At 56.8% G+C, this 18,695-nt stretch carries 14 protein-coding genes; 4 read left to right on the top strand and 10 right to left on the bottom strand.

Annotated features, from left to right (window positions below):
* Positions 1 to 75: 75 nt before the first annotated feature.
* From ABC336_RS28425 to ABC336_RS28415, 3 genes are all read right to left on the bottom strand, one after another.
* A complete protein-coding gene (locus tag ABC336_RS28425) occupies positions 76 to 1,830 on the bottom strand; it encodes a helicase-associated domain-containing protein (RefSeq protein ID WP_413241867.1) in 1,755 nt (584 codons plus the stop codon).
* Entirely contained in the window at positions 1,827 to 3,563 is a 1,737-nt protein-coding gene (locus ABC336_RS28420; protein WP_413241866.1) for a DNA repair helicase XPB, read from the bottom strand. Before ABC336_RS28420 ends, ABC336_RS28425 begins: the two co-directional genes overlap by 4 nt.
* Positions 3,564 to 3,709: 146 nt before the next feature.
* Positions 3,710 to 4,909 (bottom strand): amidohydrolase, encoded by a 1,200-nt coding sequence (locus tag ABC336_RS28415; RefSeq protein ID WP_413241865.1) that lies wholly within the window; start codon positions 4,907 to 4,909, stop codon positions 3,710 to 3,712.
* A 261-nt stretch (positions 4,910 to 5,170) separates the two neighbouring features.
* On the opposite strand from ABC336_RS28415, the gene ABC336_RS28410 reads away from it, so the two are divergent.
* Together ABC336_RS28410 and ftsW are read left to right on the top strand one after the other, a co-directional pair.
* Entirely contained in the window at positions 5,171 to 5,515 is a 345-nt protein-coding gene (locus tag ABC336_RS28410) for a YugN family protein (protein ID WP_413241864.1), read from the top strand.
* 28 nt (positions 5,516 to 5,543) lie between these two features.
* Positions 5,544 to 6,770: a putative lipid II flippase FtsW gene (gene ftsW, locus ABC336_RS28405; RefSeq protein ID WP_413241863.1), complete on the top strand. Its 1,227-nt coding sequence runs from the start codon at positions 5,544 to 5,546 to the stop codon at positions 6,768 to 6,770.
* Positions 6,771 to 6,855: 85 nt separating this feature from the next.
* Here the strand turns inward: ftsW and ABC336_RS28400 are convergent, their stop codons facing one another.
* The 5 genes from ABC336_RS28400 to ABC336_RS28380 all read right to left on the bottom strand — a co-directional run bounded on the left by ABC336_RS28400 (position 6,856) and on the right by ABC336_RS28380 (position 11,642).
* Complete coding sequence (locus ABC336_RS28400; RefSeq protein WP_020615386.1) at positions 6,856 to 7,233, bottom strand: Asp23/Gls24 family envelope stress response protein; 378 nt, start codon at positions 7,231 to 7,233, stop codon at positions 6,856 to 6,858.
* A gap of 171 nt (positions 7,234 to 7,404) precedes the next feature.
* Positions 7,405 to 7,692, bottom strand: a complete 288-nt coding sequence (locus ABC336_RS28395) for an Fpa/YlaN family protein (protein ID WP_413241862.1) — start codon at positions 7,690 to 7,692, stop codon at positions 7,405 to 7,407.
* 140 nt (positions 7,693 to 7,832) lie between these two features.
* Positions 7,833 to 8,075, bottom strand: coding sequence for an HPr family phosphocarrier protein (locus ABC336_RS28390; protein ID WP_413241861.1), 243 nt, complete (start codon positions 8,073 to 8,075; stop codon positions 7,833 to 7,835).
* Positions 8,076 to 8,384: 309 nt separating this feature from the next.
* A complete protein-coding gene (locus ABC336_RS28385; protein ID WP_413241860.1) occupies positions 8,385 to 9,500 on the bottom strand; it encodes an aminopeptidase in 1,116 nt (371 codons plus the stop codon).
* A gap of 168 nt (positions 9,501 to 9,668) precedes the next feature.
* Positions 9,669 to 11,642 carry a diguanylate cyclase domain-containing protein gene (locus ABC336_RS28380; protein WP_413241859.1) on the bottom strand — a complete coding sequence of 658 codons (1,974 nt, stop codon included), beginning with the start codon at positions 11,640 to 11,642 and terminating at the stop codon, positions 9,669 to 9,671.
* 445 nt (positions 11,643 to 12,087) lie between these two features.
* Here ABC336_RS28380 and rpsD point away from each other — a divergent pair, with 445 nt between their 5' ends.
* Complete coding sequence (rpsD, locus tag ABC336_RS28375) at positions 12,088 to 12,687, top strand: 30S ribosomal protein S4 (protein WP_413241858.1); 600 nt, start codon at positions 12,088 to 12,090, stop codon at positions 12,685 to 12,687.
* Positions 12,688 to 12,893: 206 nt separating this feature from the next.
* Here rpsD and floT read toward each other — a convergent pair whose 3' ends face one another.
* Together floT and ABC336_RS28365 are read right to left on the bottom strand one after the other, a co-directional pair.
* Positions 12,894 to 14,465 carry a flotillin lipid rafts scaffold protein FloT gene (gene floT / locus ABC336_RS28370; protein WP_413241857.1) on the bottom strand — a complete coding sequence of 524 codons (1,572 nt, stop codon included), beginning with the start codon at positions 14,463 to 14,465 and terminating at the stop codon, positions 12,894 to 12,896.
* Positions 14,466 to 14,519: 54 nt separating this feature from the next.
* The gene (locus ABC336_RS28365) at positions 14,520 to 15,050 is read right to left on the bottom strand and encodes an NfeD family membrane protein (RefSeq protein ID WP_413241856.1); all 531 of its coding nucleotides are present in this window, start codon (positions 15,048 to 15,050) and stop codon (positions 14,520 to 14,522) included.
* 422 nt (positions 15,051 to 15,472) lie between these two features.
* Here ABC336_RS28365 and ABC336_RS28360 point away from each other — a divergent pair, with 422 nt between their 5' ends.
* Complete coding sequence (locus ABC336_RS28360) at positions 15,473 to 18,628, top strand: transglycosylase domain-containing protein (protein ID WP_413241855.1); 3,156 nt, start codon at positions 15,473 to 15,475, stop codon at positions 18,626 to 18,628.
* Positions 18,629 to 18,695 lie beyond the last annotated feature (67 nt).

The following is an 18,695-nucleotide window of genomic DNA, read 5'->3' as shown; positions in this document are numbered from 1 at the left end:
CTCCTCCTCCTCGTAGCACCGATGCTACATCTCTATCATACCACGAAATGCTACAAAAAGTAGAGCGCTTTATTGTCATACCAGCGAAGGCAGCAGAAGCTGCATCTCCTCCCACATTTCCGGTCCCAGACGTACTCGCTCTACCTGACCCTCTTGCTCTTGACGCAAGCGCCCATATACGGTCCAGCCGTCCTCGCCATCCTGTACAAGCTCCGGAATCAGGACGTCAAGCCGGTGTTCCCGGCCGATCTGCACCGGCAGTCCCCGCTGCAGGGCCGCCTCGACAATCTCTCTGGCTGTCGAAGGATGATAGCGGCGCATCTGGTTCTTCCAGGTTGTCGGCAGTCGGGGGAGATCAGGCAAGATGCTTTCTATGGTGGGATTGCCGCAAGGCTGCAACAGCGGCCTGGAGCCAGGCGGCTCGCTCCGACTGACCACAGGCAACGCTCCGTCTCGGGGACCGGCAGTTACATGCACATCCGCCGTGGCACGCTTGCCGGATGAGCTCGCGGCCGCATCCCATTCCCTGAGCAGCGATGCATAAGCGGGCTCCAGCGGTTGATCAGCAGCGGCCTCCAACGCCTCGATCAAGCTCTCGGCCGTCCAGCCCTGTCTGCGACTCCGCTCTATGGAAGCAGCCGATATCCGGTACACAGTGACCACATCATGACTGACCCGCTCCGCCGTCAACTCCAGCACCCACCGGGCGCGAAGCGATGCCTCTCTGGTTGCGATCAGATCTCCGTTGGGCAGGATGCGCAGCGGCTCACTTGCTGCAATATCTCCATACTCCGGAGCGGCCTGGACGAGTATCCGGTAGACCGGCTTGCCATCGGCCAGACTGCCCAGCTCCACCCAACCCAGCGCGCTCATACGTCCGAGCAGTTCCCGGCAGCTCGCTTCTGCCGCCAGCAGGGTTACCCGCCCGGCACGCGACACCCAGTCCGACAGCGCCTCGGCAGCGTACCACACGCCGCTCGCTTGCCCAGCTACGGCTGCGGCTGGATGTGCCAGCCTCTCCGAACCGAGCGCACACTCTTCAAGCAGCATCCGGACCAACCCGCTCTCGCACTGCTGCGGGCCCTGATCCAGCCAGTCCAGCCAGGCTGCACGGTCAAAGGCATAGCCGCTGTCGCAGGCAGTCAGCCAGCCGTATGCGATACACAAGTCAAGCACCCAGGAGATCGTCGGCGGATAACTGGCCGGCTGCGGGTCCCGGAGCAAAGGCAGTCCCTCCACCGCGTCCCGGGGAAGCTGCAGCTGCCGCTCCATGCGCTGAAGCGTGCGCTTGGGCAGCACGCCGCTGCGCGTGAAGGACAGGCCGCTGTCCGTCAGAGCTGCGACTGCATGGACAAGCTCGCTGCTCAGCAGGCCGGAGAGCCGTCTGGAGGGAGCTCTTGTCACTGCAAGCTGCGCCGGTATCGGATCCGGCTCCAGAGGCCACAGCTCGCGTACCCACAGAGGGAAGGTCGTCTCCGGCAGCAGATAGGCTTGCTCTCCCCAGCCCGCCTGCCGGGCCCAGACGATCCCGCAGCTGTGCAGCGTGCCCAATCCGAGGCGCAGCTCTGTTCCGGACCAAGAGCAATCGGACGCTTCGCGGAGCAGCTGCTCAGCTGTAAAGTGCTCCGCTCGGAATCGGCTGACGATCAGCGACAGTACATCCTGAGCTACCCGGGGCAGGGCCTGGCACGCTGCCGCTACTGCCTCCGGCGACCGCTGCGCCTCCAGCCATCCGAGCTCGCGCCCCGTCGCCCACGCCCATACCGGGTGCTCGCTCAGACGCTGTAGAGTTGCTGGCGTGGTCTCCCCGGCGATCTCAGCCAGCTTCATGAGCCGGTCCCTTTGCGGAAGCCTAAGCCGGTATGCGGGCGGTTCTGCTCCTGCTCGTCCAGGAGTGCCTGCGGCCGGGGCCACCGGACCAACTGATAGCGATAGCCTTGTTCTACCATGAATAGCTGGCGACGCAAGGCAAATTCGGTCTCTCTCGTCTCATCGGTAACGATACTGTAGAACCACGCCCGGTTATCGCCGGTCTTCGGTCTCAGAATACGTCCGATCCGCTGGGCTTCCTCTTGCCGCGAGCCGAAGCTGCCGGAGATCTGGATCGCTACTGCGGCATCGGGCAGATCAACGGCGAAGTTGGCGACCTTGGATACAATCAACGTCTTCACATGGCCGCTTTTGAAGGCCGCGTACAGCCGCTCTCGCTCCTCGTGCGGCGTCTGCCCCGTAATCAGCGGCGCCTTCACCAGGCCGGACGCCGTCTTTAATTGGTCGAGATACTGGCCGATCACCAGCTTGGGCGTCTCACCGTGGCGCCGGAGCAGCTCGGCCAGCACCGGCAGCTTGCCCGGATTCTCGCTCGCGATCCGCAATCTTGCCCGCGCTCCCGCCTGCGCGTATCGCACCTCCTGCGAGGCGCAGAGGGGGACGCGCACTTCATGACAGGCCAGCTCCGCCAGGTCTCCGCGAGCTTCGAGCGTTTTCCAGGGCAACTCATAGCGTTTGGGCCCGATCAACGAGAAGACATCCTCGGCACAGCCGTCTTCACGGACCAGTGTTGCCGTCAGCCCGAGCCGCCGCGTCGCCTGCAGTCCTGCAGTCATCCGGAAGACCGGCGCAGGCAGCAGATGCACCTCGTCATAGATAATAAGACCCCAGTCGCGCTCCCTGAACAGACGCATGTGGGGATAGTCGGCCTGGCCGGCCGACCGGTGCGTCAGCATCTGATAGGTGGCTACCGTAACCGGCCGTACCTGGCGCTGCCGACCGGCGTAGGCGCCAATGTCGGCCTCGCCCAACGTCGTCTTGTCCAGCAGCTCGCGACGCCACTGGCTGACCGAAGTAGTATTGGAGGTCAGGATCAGAGCGGCGCAGCCGAGCTCGGCCAGCGCAGCGATACCGACGATGGTCTTGCCGGCTCCGCATGGCAGGACCATCACGCCGCTGCCCTCCCGTCCAAAGAGTCGGGCTGCATGCTCCTGATAGTCCCGCAGCGCAAAGGGAGAGCCGGTGCGCGACTGCTCCCTCAATCCGATCTGGAGCGCTTCTCCTTCATGATATCCAGCTTCGTCAAGCACCGGATAGCCGATCCGCATCAGCTCTTGCTTAAGATTCCCACGCTGTGCCGCATCGACCAGCCATCGTCCCCCTGCCGCTTCATGAGAGTCCAGCATGTCACGCAAGGGGGCGCTGTCAAAAGCCGCGAGCAGTGTGTCGTCCGCTTTTCCTTGAAGCAGCAACTGATCGCCTTGCCTAACAAGCTGCAGAGTGCCGTACCTGTCTATCCACCTCTGCATATCCGCTTCTACGGTTGCCGGCAGCTCGTATCTGCTGAAGGCGGCGAGCCATTCCATAAGCTGCGGCCCGCTCGCCCCGGCGGATAGCGCATTCCATACAGATAGCGGCGAGATGCGGTACGTATGAAGATCGCCCGGACGCTTGATGAGCTCGGCAAATCCGGCCAGCACCTCCGCCGCTTGCTCCGACCCGGGCATCCGGTTGTCCAGCAGGATCGTACCGTCCGACTGAATGATTAGCGGTCCTTGCATTTGCAGTTCCATATACGGTTCCTCCTGACTTGTGAGGAGCAGATCCCGCCCTGTCAGGCGCCCTCCTGCCTCCCTGTTATAAGTCAGTATGAAAAAAAAACGGCCTGTTTATGCCGTTTTTTGGAGAGTTTATCGTCTATTTTTGCAAATGATGTCCCTTATCCAAGCTGCGGGCGCCTTTCCGCCGCATAGTCTTCGGCCATCGCAGTCATCAAGCGGGCAGAGATCAGCATCGACCGCTCGTCCAGATCGAACATGGGGTGATGGTGGGCATAGCGTGCCCCTAACTCCTCGTTGCCCGCACCTACGAACATGAAGCAGCCCGGTTTGTGATGCAGATAATACGAGAAATCCTCGGCCGCCATGACCATGGATGCCTGCAGGGTCGCATCGCTGCCCAGCACCTCCGCTCCGACCCGGAAAAATCTCCGCACCTCTTCGGCATCATTGACGACGGGCGGATATCCCATCCGATAATCCAATCGACTTCCCGCGCCGTACAAGCCGCAGATCCGCTCCACCATCTGCTCGATCCGCTCTCGGATATCCTCGCGTGTATGGGAGTCGAAGGTACGCACGGTTCCTTTGAGCAGCGCATGGCCGGCGATGACATTGTTCGCGCTGCCCGCCTGGAAGGTGCCGATCGTTACAACCGCCGGTTGAAGCGGATTGACCTGCCGGCTGACGATCGTCTGCAGCGCCGTCACAAGCGCGCTGCCGACGACGATCGCGTCGATCGTGTCATGCGGCAAGCCGCCATGCCCGCCCTTGCCGATGATCTCGATCGTGAATTCGTCCGCTGCCGCCATCAGCGCCCCTTCCCTGGATGCGACTTGGCCGTAAGCGAGCGGTGTCCACAGATGTACGCCATACACAGCGTCGACATCCTCGAGGGCACCATGCTCGATGAGCGGCAGCGCACCGCCCGGCGAGATCTCCTCCGACGCCTGGAACAGCAGTCGCCGGCGACCTGCCAGCGAGTCTCGATGCCGCATATAGTAGCTGGCGATGCCCAGCATCGTCGCCGTATGCGCGTCGTGGCCGCATGCATGCATCACGCCGGGCACCTGAGAGGCATAGTCTACCTGCTTCTGATCCTGGATCGCCAGCGCGTCGATATCCGCCCGCAGCGCAACCGTAGGACCATCCCCGGACCCGTCGATCGTGGCGATCAGCCCGTGACCTCCCAGATCTGTCTGGACGTCGCACCCGAGATCGCGCAGGATTGCAGCGATATAGGCAGCCGTCTCTTTCTCCCGATAGGATACCTCAGGATGCCGGTGCAGATGTCTCCGCCATTCGACCATCTGGGGATAGAGCAATTGCAGCGCTTCTTCCCTTTGTTTAGTTGCGCTCATGGGTATACCTCCTCCTCGGAATAACAAGCCGATTGCGCAGCATTATACGGGCCAGGCTCAGCTCCGTCATTCGTCTCATGTCATCTATTCTACCAGAAAAAACAAATCAAGCGAAAGTAGCCGCCGGCATATTCCGTATCCTGATGTTCGTAAAACGTTCACGATTTGCGCTCGGCGCACTTGCGGTGCATGCTTGCACTGGCAAAAGAAACATACTATCATGAATAGAGAATATGGCTAGGCACTTGAAGGAGGATATCCATGATTATTGAGAATACAGGCTTGAATGGCATGACTAGCGAATTATCGCATTTGGACGACTCGGCCGAGCGTCTCGGCTTCGTGCGGTGGCAGTGGGAGTACTACCGCGCCACTTATGATCTGAAGCTTGAGGATCGCGCCGGCAAGGCCGAATACTTCCTGCGCATTAATACCCGCGCCGTCGAAGGCAAATTGGAATCGCCCTATGCTGTATTGGCCGTGGAGTCTATCTATATCGGACGGGCCACATTCCCGCACGGTGTGGAATACGAGTCTCCGGTGCCGCAGCCGATTCTCAATACGGCCACACAACGACTCCAAGATTTAAAGAAGTTACTTTCTTAAGTGAGAGTAACGCTTTGACCGGATCCTTATGAATAAACTGCAGACCGGTCCAAAGGGCAGACCGGACTTTCTGCTACTCGCCATGACATTCGTGCTTGTCGGCTTTGGACTGGTGATGGTGTTCAGTGCCAGCTCCAATATCGCTGTCATCGACAAACGCTACAATTTTGATGCGTTGTACTTCACGAAACGTCAGATTGTATGGGTCGGGCTGGGCACGTTCCTGATGCTGGTATTGATGAACTTTCGTTACCAGTTTTTCAAGAAAGGCTTCATCCTGTATTTCATTCCTGTGATCATCCTGCTTGCGCTGGTGCCGTTCATCGGCGATCTGCGCAACGGTGCTCGCAGTTGGCTTGGCGTCGGTTCGATGGGAATTCAGCCGACAGAGTTTGCCAAGCTCGCTCTCATCCTTTACTTAGGCCGCCTGATTACCAAAAAAGGCGAGAAATTCCGCGAGTTCAAACGCGGTCTGCTTCCAGTCATGATTGTGGTTGGTATTATGTGCGGGCTGATCATGCTGCAGCCCGACATGGGAGCCGCTATTATCCTTGCCGCGTGTGCAGCGGCGATCATTATCGCCGGCGGGTCCAATCTGAAGCAGGTGTTTTTATCCGGGGCTGTCGTAGCTGGCGTAGTTGCTCTTATTGTGAGCATCGCCTATGCCGCCGACCCGGGCTCCTGGCAATACCGGATCGACCGTTTCGTGTCGTTCCTGGATCCCTTCCATGATCCGCAGGGCGCAAGCTGGCAGCTCGTCAATTCCCTCTATGCGCTGGGACACGGCGGCATTGCCGGAGTAGGGCTGGGCAATGGCGTACAGAAGCTGCATTATCTGCCGCTTGCCTACAATGACTTTATCTTTGCCGTCATCGGCGAGGAGTTCGGGTTTCTCGGCAGCACCCTGTTCTTGCTGTTCTTCCTGTTCTTCCTGTGGCGCGGCCTGCTCGTGTCGCTGCGCTGTCCGGATGTATACGGCACCGTGGTCGGCGTCGGCATCGTCAGTCTGTTCGCGATCCAGGCAGTGATTAATATTGGCGGCGTTATCGGCGCCATGCCGGTCACCGGCGTGACCCTGCCTTTTATTAGCTACGGAGGCTCCTCCATGCTGGTCTCGCTCGCTTCGATGGGGATCCTGCTCAGTATCTCTAGGGAAGCGAACCGTCCGGCTCAGACCAAGTCCAATACTTCCCGCTTCGCGGGCCGGCCGCTCCAGCAATCGTCTTCATTCCGAAACAACCGCTCATCATCCTAGAGCAAACAGCAATGCCCGGGAAGCGATCAGCCTTCCCGGGCATTGTCTTATTTCTGCTTATTCAACGCGGCGACTGGGCCTGCCTTTACTTGAGCCGCTGGATATCCTCCAGTTCCTCTTCCCTGAAGGCCACACCTTCCACTTTTACATTAATCTCCACTACGCTGAGCCCTGTCATATTGCTCACCGCCTCGTGTACATTGAGCTGCAGCTGACGGCACACTTCCTGGATCGGAATCCCGTACTGTACGATGACCCGAAGATCCACAGCTGCCTCCAACTGTCCTACTTCGACCGAAATGCCCTTTTGTACGTTTTTGCCGCTCAGTCTCTTGGCCAATCCCTCGGAGATCCCGCCCGACATCGCTGCTATTCCTGGCGTCTCGAGTGCTGCGAGTCCGGCGATCGTCGCGACTACATCATCGGAGATACGAATAATACCGGTTTGAAGGTCTTCGGTCATTGGGTTCACTCCTCTGTTCATTCCATCTATAGCTATATTGTACTGGAACGCTGTACAGGAAAGCAAGCTGAGTACTGTTACAGACTGGTTAAAATTTACACATGTAACCCCTGCATTCCCTGTCACGGCATGCAGCGGCATAAGCAAAAAAAAGCAGCCTCAGGATAGAGACTACTCATTGACATTCATTGCCTCGTACAGTTGTGCCAGATTGCGCTCAAGCTTGCTTAATATCTGCTTTCCTGTGGATTCAGGGACTAATCCGGCACGCACTGCGAAGTCTACTTCCCGAGAGAAACCATACATCTGCGTATCGAGGACCTCCTCGTACAGCGGACATTTGCGGGTGGTCAGATTCTCCATCTGCACCTCGATCAGCTTCTCAATCTTGTTCGCATCTTCCTGCAGAAGATGAAGCGCCTTGTGATGCAAATGCTCCATAACATCCGATGAAGACATGGTACTCCCCCTTGTGCGCGTCGTTCGCCGTCTTCTATACCTTTTATATTAGACGAAATCGCCGCAATACACAAGGACAAAACATCAAAAGCGCCCACTGTATGCTAGCGGGCGCTTTCGGTCCATATCCATAAATGCGACTAATCTTCTAAAACTGCAATGTTGAGGTTGTGCTTGGCAAATACTTCGGCCATCGCTGCCTTGGCTTCATCGGCGTCCGGGCCATGAACATGCAGTTCATAAGAATGGCCACTAACCAGAGTCGTGAATAATCCGAGGATACTCTTCACGTCGATGTATTTGTTTTCGGCTTGGAGCACAATTGAAGACCGGAAACGATTAGCGGTTTGTGAGATGTCTACGATTGCTGCGTTGTTAGACATGAAAATCCCTCCAAATATCAGTCTGGTAAACCTTACATCCATCATACTTGCAATTCCATTAACCAGCAAGAGTCATTTTGCAATCTTCTTTAGAGGTTTATTCAATTTTGATCAACTTTAAAAATTTCAGTTCAAAAAATTCGGAGTTCAGCACCGAGAAGATTGGAGGCAGGAGAAACTGAGGAGCGGAGCGTAGTTAAGGCTACGTGAGCACCGGAAGTTTATCATGCATTCAAGATTCGATGTCGAATCCACTTCTCTGAAATACTTCGTAATGGGCAGCGAATTTTTTGAACAACCTCTATTAAGTTATTTCAAATTTTCGGGGTTAAGGCCTTCTAGCTCCGGCAGCACGAAACGGCCATCCTTGCGGATCAGCACATCGTCAAAATAAACCTCGCCGCCTCCATACTCCGGCCGCTGGATCTGCACCAGATCCCAGTGCACGGACGAGCGGTTGCCGTTGTCCGTCTCTTCATAGGCTTGCCCCGGGGTGAAATGCAGACTGCCGGCGATCTTCTCGTCGAACAGCGTATCCTTCATCGGATGAAGAATATAAGGATTGAAGCCCAGGCTGAACTCGCCGATATACCTCGCACCTTCGTCGCTGCTGAGCAGATCATTGATCCGTTTGGAATCATTGCAGGTTGCCTCCACGATCCGTCCCTGCTCGAAGGTGAAGCTTACCTCCTCGTAAGTAAAACCTCCGTATACGCTAGGCGTATTGTACGCGATCTTCCCCTGGACGGAATCCCTCACCGGAGCAGTAAACACCTCGCCATCGGGGATATTGCGATGCCCGGAACACTTCTTGGCGCCGATGCCCCGGATCGAAAACGACAGATCGGTTCCCGGCGCCACGATCCGCACCCGATCGGTGGCCGCCATCAAATCGCGGAGCGGATCCATGGCAGCATCCATCCGGGCATAGTCGAGATTGCACACATCAAAATAAAAATCTTCAAACGCCTCCGTGCTCTTCCCTGCCAACTGAGCCATAGAATCGTTAGGATAGCGCAGGACGACCCATTTGGTATGCTTGACCCGCTGTTCGAGGTGGACCGGGTGCCGATACACCTGGTCATAGAGCTTCATCTTCTCCGGCGGCACATCGGCCAGCTCATTGACGTTGGCGCCGGACCGGATCGCTATGTAACCCTGCATCTTCTTCATCCGCGCAAGATCCAGCTCAGCCCATAGCTCGATCTGCTCCCTGTCGGCATGCATCAGCTGCGTTCTCAGCACCGCACGGTCGCTCGTCTCGACGAATGGCCTGCCACCGCGGGCGACGACTTGTTCGATGAGACATTTCAGCAGCTCATGCTCAGGCCCTGTCATTTCGATCAGCACATTGTCGCCAGGCTGCACCTCGATAGAATAGCATGCCAGATTCTCCGCCAGCTTCATCAATCTTGGATCTCTCACGCACAGATGCCTCCTTGCTCATATGCTTGCGCTTACATCGTATCATGTTTGGAGGGGATTTGCACCTCCTCCCGGCACAAGTTTCTTGGCGGCCAGCCCTAAGCCAGCCTCCAGGCCGCTGGGCAGCGACTGGAAGGCTGGATACTGCCTCATCTGGAAGTGCAAGGCTCAGCCCAGGCGTATGCAATTGCGGCCGTTGTGCTTGGCCTCATACAGCGCCATATCCGCCCGGTAGAACAACGACTCGACGCTGATCTTGTCATCCTCCCACGTCCATTCGGACACTCCGCAAGAGATCGTTACCTTCGGATGCGTCTCGGCTGCCACCTGCAACAGGATACGCTCCGCAATCCGGTAAGCCTGGGCGGTATTGACTCTGGGCAGGTATACAGCCAGCTCCTCACCGCCCCAGCGGGCCGCGATATCGCTGTCGCGGATGCACGCGCGGATAATCTCACTGACCTGTTTGAGAATCTTATCTCCCACCTGATGGCCGTATGTATCGTTCACCTGCTTGAAGTGATCGATATCGACGACGATCAGCGATCCGCAGCGGTCTTTGCGCTGGCGCTGCTGGATTTGTTCATTGAGATAGTGCCGCACCCGAAGTCCAGTCAGATTATCGGTAATCACCATATGGCGGACTTCGGCATGCAGCGAAGCATTGGTGATGGCCAATCCGATGTGGCTTGAGAGCACCTGCAACAGTTTGTAGTTGTCATAGGAGAAATAATTGGAATTGCCGTGAGCCACCAGAATAACCCCTACAACCTCCGTCCCGACAACGATCGGCGCGGCGATCAGCGACCGCGAACCGGTCAGTTCCATCAACCGCGACGCCACCGGATGCTCGTCATGGTAGTCGGAGATGATCAGCGGTTCTTTGGTCTCGTATACAACGCTGCTAAACCCGTAATCGCCTGGAAAACGCTCGCCTCCAAGCTCCTGATGATTGCAGGACATGACGACGAATTGACCGCTGTCCTTGCTCTTCTGCAGCAGACAGCAGTAATCGGCATGGAAAATCTCGAGCAATTCCGTAGTGGCGAACTGGAAAATCTCCTTGGGGCGAAGCGACTGGTTCAACCGTTTGGTCAGTTCGTTGATCAGCTGCAGCTCGTGTATCAACACATTGGACTGCTCGTACAACTTGGCATTCTCAAAGGCCGTACCTGCCGTGTCCGCCAGCATCGTCAGTCCCGAGAGCTCCCCAAACTCCGAATGAGCCTGTACGGAGGTCAGCAGCAGCACCCCGTATACCGCCTGCTTGCCCCGGATCGGCACAGCCATGCAGGAGCCCGCTCCGTCTTTGGATTCAGTGACTGGACGCCCTTCCATGAAAGCCCTGGCACAGAGGTCATCCGAACCGTGCCTGAACAGCAGCGGCTTGACCCTGGTGTCCACATGCACATAATCCTGCGAGAGATACAGATCTACCTGGTAATGAGAGTAAAGCGTCTCTACCGTCTGCATGATCTCGTGAAGGACGGATGTGACATCGATCTGGTCATGCAGCCTCTTGGTAGCAGAAAAAAGCGCCTCCCTGCTGTGCATCTCCCTCTCAAGCTTCTCGTGATATGTCATAAGATCCGCTATAAAAAACCGCTCACAGCGCTGATAGAAACAAGCCCTATAATGCAAGACAGCCGACTGCAGCGTATCTGGTGAAGGCGCGCTGGAACCCTGCTTATAGGCAAAGCCGATCATGGCCAGCCGCTCCGCTCCCGTCTTGTCGAATACGGATATGACAGTGATCTGACATGACCCGCTGATAAGGGCAGGTATATATACTTCTCCTGCATCGGCACCTGCGAACGGTCCTCGAAGCACCTCCGCTACTGCAGACAACAGCAATCCCAGCACCGCCTCGTCTTCCTCGCTTGCCTCGAGGCCGGTGTGGCCGCAGGCAGCGAGCTGCCGTCCTTCGTGATCAAGCAGGACTATCAGTGCTCCCTGGTGATAAGACATAGAAGACGAATCCGCCTTCCATGTGTCGAAGCTGTCGATTAGAAGTGGTGCCAAGTAAGGCACATCGGCTGCAGAGATATGATGACCTGCCAGCCAATGCTCCAGCTCTTCCTTCCTGCCGCGCTGACTGCCGGACTGAACGATCGCATCCGCCGGGCGGACCTTGTTGATCATAACGCTGCACCTCCGTCCTGCATCTTATCGGCTTCTTCGCAGTATGTTGTCTGCCCTTGTATTGCCTGTCTCCTTGGTGCGAATAACCGTCCGCAATAATCTCCTTTCATCATACTCGATTTCCATGAATATTGCACTAGTTTACAAACCAAAAACAAGGACTTTTGATTCATTTTTAGTAAAAAAGCGTGAAGCAGGACCAATCGATCGGCTGGCAGTCGCCGTTTGTGTTTTCCTATGCTTGACAAAAGCCTGTGGAATGGATAAAATTTATTGATGAATATAGGGATTACGGTTTTGTGTCACCCTCAGGGATGTCTTCCGCTGGCAAGCCAGCGGCTGAAAAGCTTGCCAGGACGAAGCTTGATTGCAGCGTCACAGGGAGCGTCCGGCGAAACAATAGACCCATTTTCAAAATCCCATTTGAAGAAGGAGCTACTACCGCATGTCACGTTATACTGGACCTAAATTCAAACTGAGCCGTCGTCTCGGCATCGCTCTCGGCGGCAACAGCAAAGAACTGAAACGCCCGTTCCCTCCCGGACAGCATGGCCCCGGCCAACGCAAAAAGCTGAGCGGATATGGCATTCAGCTGCAAGAGAAGCAAAAACTCCGTCATATGTACGGTTTGAACGAGAAGCAATTCCGCAATCTGTTTGACAAAGCAAACAAACTCAAAGGTATCGCCGGTGAGAACTTCATGTTCCTCCTGGAGAGCCGTTTGGACAACCTGGTATACCGCCTTGGCCTGTCCAATACGCGTGCTGGCGCGCGTCAACTGGTTGCTCACGGTCATGTGACTGTTAACGGCAAGAAGGTTGATATCCCGTCCTACACCGTATCCGTTGGCGACGTAATCGGTTTGCGCGAGCGCAGCCGCAGCCTGAAAGCGATCAAAGAAGCGATGGAAGGCCGTCATCATCTGCCGAACTATGTGGAGTTCAACGATACGGCCATGGAAGGCAAGTACATCCGCTTGCCAGAACGCGCTGAGCTGTCGCAAGAGATTGACGAGAAGCAAATCGTCGAATTCTACAGCCGCTAATTGCAGCTGTCGGATTCATCGGACCGAGAACGGATCTCTCCCGTTCCCGGTCTTTTTTTATACTTAATAGCGTATATGTTTCCGGCCCCCCAAAGTACCTGAGTACGCTTCGAAGCCAAACCGCACTTTGCGGGGTTATTTATACCAACGGCCGGCCCCTTGCGGCGGCCGGCCGTTTATTGAAGGCTCAGGAACAGCTTTACAGCTTAAGCGCCTTCGCCGTTCTCATGTGGCTCCGAAGTTTCTGCTTCCTTTGCTTCCGCCGCTCTTCGCTCTGCAGCCAGACTCTTGCGAGAATTGCCAGCCGCAGTGCCGTTGTCGGCAGCCGGGATCGCTTTGGAGGTGAAGCCTTTGATCAGCTCCTCCACATCGATGCCGGAGACATTCTTCAGCATCTCTGGCGCGGTGGCCATGAGGGAGGTGACATAGTTGCTCACTCTCGCCGCTCCTTCGCCATTGCCAGTATCGACAACGGTCAGCTTGTCGATACCCTTGATCGGCTCGGCCACCTTGCCGGCCAGTTCAGGCAGCATCTTGACGATGATATCGAGGATCGCCGCTTCGCCGAATTTCTCGAACGCTTCGGCCAGCTTCTCCTTGGCCTCTGCTTCCGCCAGACCGCGGGCCCGGATGACCTCTGCGTCTGCCGTACCTTTGGCGCGCTCGGCATCCGCCAGCGCCAGACCTTCGAGACGTTTCTGCTCTGCGCTCGCCTTCGCTTCGGTCTCGATCCGGTACTGCACCGCATCAGCCTCACGCATCCGTCTGGCCTTATCAGCCTCTGCCGCTTGCTCTACGGAATACCGGTCAGCATCCGCCTTCTTCTTCACCTCTGCATCATATTGCTTCTCGCGACGCAGGATTTCCTTGGCCTCCAGGTCGATCTCCCGCTCCTTGCGGACGAGTTCTACCTTCATCATCTCTTCGACGACGCTCTGCTTAGCGCGGGCTTCCTGGATGGCATAAGCCTGGTCCGCTCCCGCTTTGGCGGTATCCTGTTCTTGTTTAAAGGAAGCGACCTTAAGTTCCTTGTCCTTCGTTGCCTCCGCGATATGCGTATCGCGCAGCAGTTCGGCCTTTTGCCCTTCTTCTTCGGCTCTGGCCTTTTGAATCCGCGAATCGCGGATCGCCTCAGCCTCGGCAATATCGGCATCCCGCTTGACGATCGCGATCCGCGGCTTGCCGAGCGCATCTAGATAACCGTGCTTGTCGCGCAGGTCTTTGATCGTGAAGGAGACGATCTGCAGTCCCATCTTCTTCAGATCCTTCGCAGCATTCCCCTGCACCTCTTGGGCAAAGCGGTCGCGGTTGCGGTATACTTCTTCGACCGTCATCGTACCGAGGATTGCCCGCAGATGACCTTCGAGCACTTCCTGCGCTTCACTCTTGAGCTCTTCTGTAGGCTTGCCCATGAATTGCTCGGCTGCTGTAGCGACGTCCTCGGTGGAGCCGCCTACTTTGATGATGGCCACGCCGTCCGCCATGACGGGGACGCCTTGCTCCGTGTAGACCTCGGGTGTCGATACATCCAGCTTATGCGAGAGCAGCGACAGGAACTCGGCCTTCTGAAAGACCGGCAGGATGAATGCGCCGCCGCCGCGGACGATCTTGATCCTGCGCCCGCTCTCGTCCACCAGTGTGTGCTTGGAACCAAGGAACGAGCCGGTGACGACCATCGCCTCATCTGGACTTACGGTTTTGAAGCGGGCCCAAAAAGCCAGACCCAATACTACGATAACCCCAACAACGATTGCGGGGATAACCAAATACTCCTCCATCTCATTTCTCCTCTCTACTTTGCCTCTTCCATCTGCTTCCGACACAACATGAGTCTACAAATCTAGCCTTGATACATAGAGCGTATGATCGCGAACCTCGACGACGACGACTTTGCTGCCCGCAGGAATGGGCTCGCCGTCATGACTGGCGGCGATCTGGTTGGTCACGCCGGCCGAACCCACACGCAGCAGCACTTCTCCATAGCCGCTAGCGGGGATCGGCACGAGCACCTCGGCGATCTTGCCGGAGAGCTCCTGAAACGAGAAACCGCTCGAATTCTCACTGTTCTGCATAGGCTTCACATACAGAAAATAAACGCTGATCCCGATGACGACCGACGACAACAGAGCGATTAACACAACCGCCCAGGCGCCGATCGCCGTATAACGGGTGAGCAGCAGCCCCGCGCCCCCAAAAGCCGTAATGCCGCCGACCAGCGTCATTGGCTGAAGCCAGGACATGCTCTCCATCGACAGGAAATCCAGCATGCCGTCGAGCGCTTCGCTGAGCACATCGCCGAAAATGACGCTGACCACAGCGTAAAGGATGCCGCCAACCAAGCAAGCGATGAATAATCCTTCCAACTCCCTCCCTCCTCTCAAGTAGGTCCATATCCTGTCAAGCTTACATGACTACATACGACGAAATTGTGAACGACGTTTCACTTTTCTTGGATGTGCGGGAACCGTCCTTGCCGCCGGCCCTCGCCATTCCGACATGCGATTTATCCATACGGCTCCACTTGTTGCATCATACGTCTATTTGTCAGGATCTGCAAGTCTCGGCACCGGCTGACAAGACGGCTCCGGCAAGGACGGAGCTTCCCTTGGCAGCAATTTGCTCTGCACAATCACATCTGGACGATGATGTCAATAGCACTCTGGTCACTCCCCCGACAAAACCGTTTCTTTAGATCCAATTTTTACTTATTTGGCTGCGGATTATGCTCACTTTTGGCGATTTGTGCTATAATAAGACTGTTATTCTGGAGGAGGAGTACATAGCTATGACTAAGGAGCAGAAGGGTGCGCCGCCCCGGACGAGCGGCTGGCGTACATTCGGGCTGGTAACGTTTATTACCGTCAAATGGCTTGTCATCTTCGGTCTGATCTTCGGCCTGTTCGTCGGCGGCGCCGTAACGGGGTATGTTGCCTCGCTGGTTGCCGATGAGCCGGTGCGTCCGCTATCGGAGATCGAGGAGAAAATAAATGAAAACGACATCACCGGCTTCGTCTATTTTAATGATGACAGCATGCCGGTCGGTCAGCTGCGCTCAGAGGAAGACCGCCGACTGGTCACTATGGAGGAAATCCCATCTGTCGTCATCGAAGCGGTGCTGGCGATCGAGGACAATAACTTCAATGAGCATTACGGCGTAGATATTAACGGTCTCGGTCGCGCAGTTAAACAGAAGCTTCTTAACGAAGACACGCAGACGGGCGGAAGCACGCTGACCCAGCAGCTGGCTAGACGCGTCTTTCTCAGCCTGGATGTAACGGACAGCCGCAAGATGAAAGAAATTTTCCTTTCCTTGCGCATGGAGCGTTATCTGACCAAAACGGAGATTCTGACCGCATATTTGAACAAAGTGCCTTTCGGCAAAGGCTCCAGCGGCTATAATCTGTTCGGCATCAAAGCTGCTGCCAAAGGCGTCTTTGATATCGTCGATCTGAGCAAGCTCAATACAGCTCAAGCCGCCTATCTCGCTGGCCTCCCGCAGCGTCCGACCGCCTATTCGGCCTACAACAGTCGCGGCGAATTCAACGAGCAAGGCTTTGGATACGCAATGGAGCGGCAGCAGCTCGTGCTACGCCGCATGCTCGAAACCGGACGGATCACGCAGGAGGAGCACGATGAAGCCGCAGCGTTCGATATCCGCGCGTCGCTGGCTCCGCCCAACAAGAAAGCCTATTCGACTTATCCTTACCTCATGCTCGAAGCGGAGCGTCAAGCGGCCGAGATCCTGCTGCTGCAGGATGACCCGACGCTGACCAAGGCGGATCTGCGCAAGTCGGAACATGCCGCGCGCGTGGAGGAATACCGTCAGAAGCTGCTGCGCGGCGGCTATCATATCTATACCACCATCGACAAGCGAATCTACAACATGATGCGCGAGATCGGCAATGACCCGGCCAACTTTACGCCAGATGACGAACGGGGCGTCGAGCAGATCGCCGCGATGATGATCGATCACAAGACCGGTGCGATCGTCAGCATGCTGGAGGGAAGAGACTTTTATCTGGAGCAGATGAATCATGCCACCCAGATGACCCGTCAGCCCGGCTCGACGATGAAGCCGATCGCTGCTTATCTGCCGGCGCTCGATAGCGGCAAGATTCAGCCCGGAGGCATCATTGATGATGCTCCGATGGTGCTGGCGGACGGCCAGAAAGGCTTCCATATCCCGATGAATTCTAATCGTCGTTTCCATGGCTTGGTAACGGCGCGGGAAGCGCTCGACCGCTCGCTCAATCTGCCGGCGCTCAAGCTGTTCCTCGAAGAAGTAACGATTTCCGAAGCATGGGATTTCGCGCGCAAGCTGGGGATAACTACCCTCCAGCCGATCGACGAGATCGCGCAAACCGGTGTGCTCGGCGGTCTCAGCATCGGTGTTTCCGTAGAGGAGATGACCAACGCTTATGGCACGATTGCCAACCAAGGATTGTTCAACGATGCATACATGATTCGGAAGATTACGGATGCCAGCGGCAACCTGGTCTACCGACATGAGGTGAAGCCCGAGCGGGTATTCTCCGAACAGACGGCATTTCTGATGACGGATATGCTGCGCACGACGATCTCAAACGGCCGCGGTACCGGGCATGACATCACCTCGCGTTTCCGTAACTACGGCTCCATCCCGGTCGCCGGCAAGACGGGGTCGACCCAGGATTACGGCGATGTCTGGTTCGTCGGGTACACCCCCGATCTGACGCTGGGCGTCTGGTCAGGCTACGAGAGCTCGGCTCACAAGCTGGTCGGCGAGAGCCGAAAGCGTGCGCGCCACATCTGGACCGAGATCATGAATCAGGTTACCGAGGCCAGGCCGGAGTTGTTCCCGACGACCGAGTTCGCCCAGCCGGATGGCGTCGTCAAAGCAACGGTATCCAGTGTCAGCGGTAAAGTGCCGAGCTCCCTGACCCGCCAGTTCGGCAAACTGGTCACCGACTGGTTCAATGAGCAATACCTGCCCAAGGAAAACGAAGATGCTCTGGTGAAGATGGCGTTTATCACCTACAACGGGATCAACTATATCGCCCATGATACGACGCCTTCGGATTTCATCTTCGAGGACATCGTCATTCGCCGCAAGAAGCCGATTGGCGAGCTGATGAAGGAAATTGAAGAGGCCCAGAGCAAGCTGCCGGCCAGCAGCCGGCGACCAATGAGCGTCTATATGCCTCCGGATGCCGACATGGATGCGCCGTCGCAGCTGGATCCGCGGGTCGATGACGGCAAAGCGCCTTCGCCGCCTTCCAGCGTCAGAGCCAATGCCAACGGCTCCGGCAACGTGACGATTACGTTCCACCCGAGTCCGGAGAAAGACGTCGTCGGCTACAGACTGTACCGCAAAATCGGCCAGGGTTCGTTCCAGAAGACAGGCAGCTCGCTGCTGGCTGGAGGATCCAACAGCTTCTCCAGCAGCGTCTCGTTTACCGATACGTATCAGTTCTATGTCACAGCCGTCGATGTGGCCGGCAAGGAATCGGCTCCAAGCCTGATTGCCGGCACCAGCGGCAACATCATCCCGCCGTCCTCCCCGGGAGGCAGCAGCGCTCCAGATAATGCCGGCGGCAATGGCTCCGATCAGCAGCCGCGTCCACCGGAGACGAATCCGGGGCAGCCTGCCGATTCGGAGCCCCAGACGCCTCCAGGCGAATCGGAGCAAGCCCAGGGAACACCAGGAACACCTTCAGGGCTCCGGGTCGAAGCGACTGACATCGGTATTCTCTTAACCTGGGGAGCCAGCCCGGCTGGTCAGCAGGTCCAGCTCTACAACGTCTACTTCAGCGAGTCGGGATCCGGCAGTTATACGAAGATCGGCGCAGCTGCCGACCCAAGATTCGAGTATATCTCACCGATTCGCTCAGGTTGGTTCCGCGTAGCTGCCGTCAATGACAAAGGCGAATCCGAACTCTCCGGCGCCGTCGAATTGAAGTAGTCCAACCGATCCCCCCACCAAAGAGAAAGCCCGGCCTTTGCTGTTGAACCGCAAAGGCCGGGCTTTT

Origin of the sequence: Paenibacillus jepli (assembly GCF_047238105.1) — a bacterium.
Taxonomy (GTDB): domain Bacteria; phylum Bacillota; class Bacilli; order Paenibacillales; family Paenibacillaceae; genus Paenibacillus_D.
This window is presented reverse-complemented; position numbering and strand designations above follow the sequence as displayed.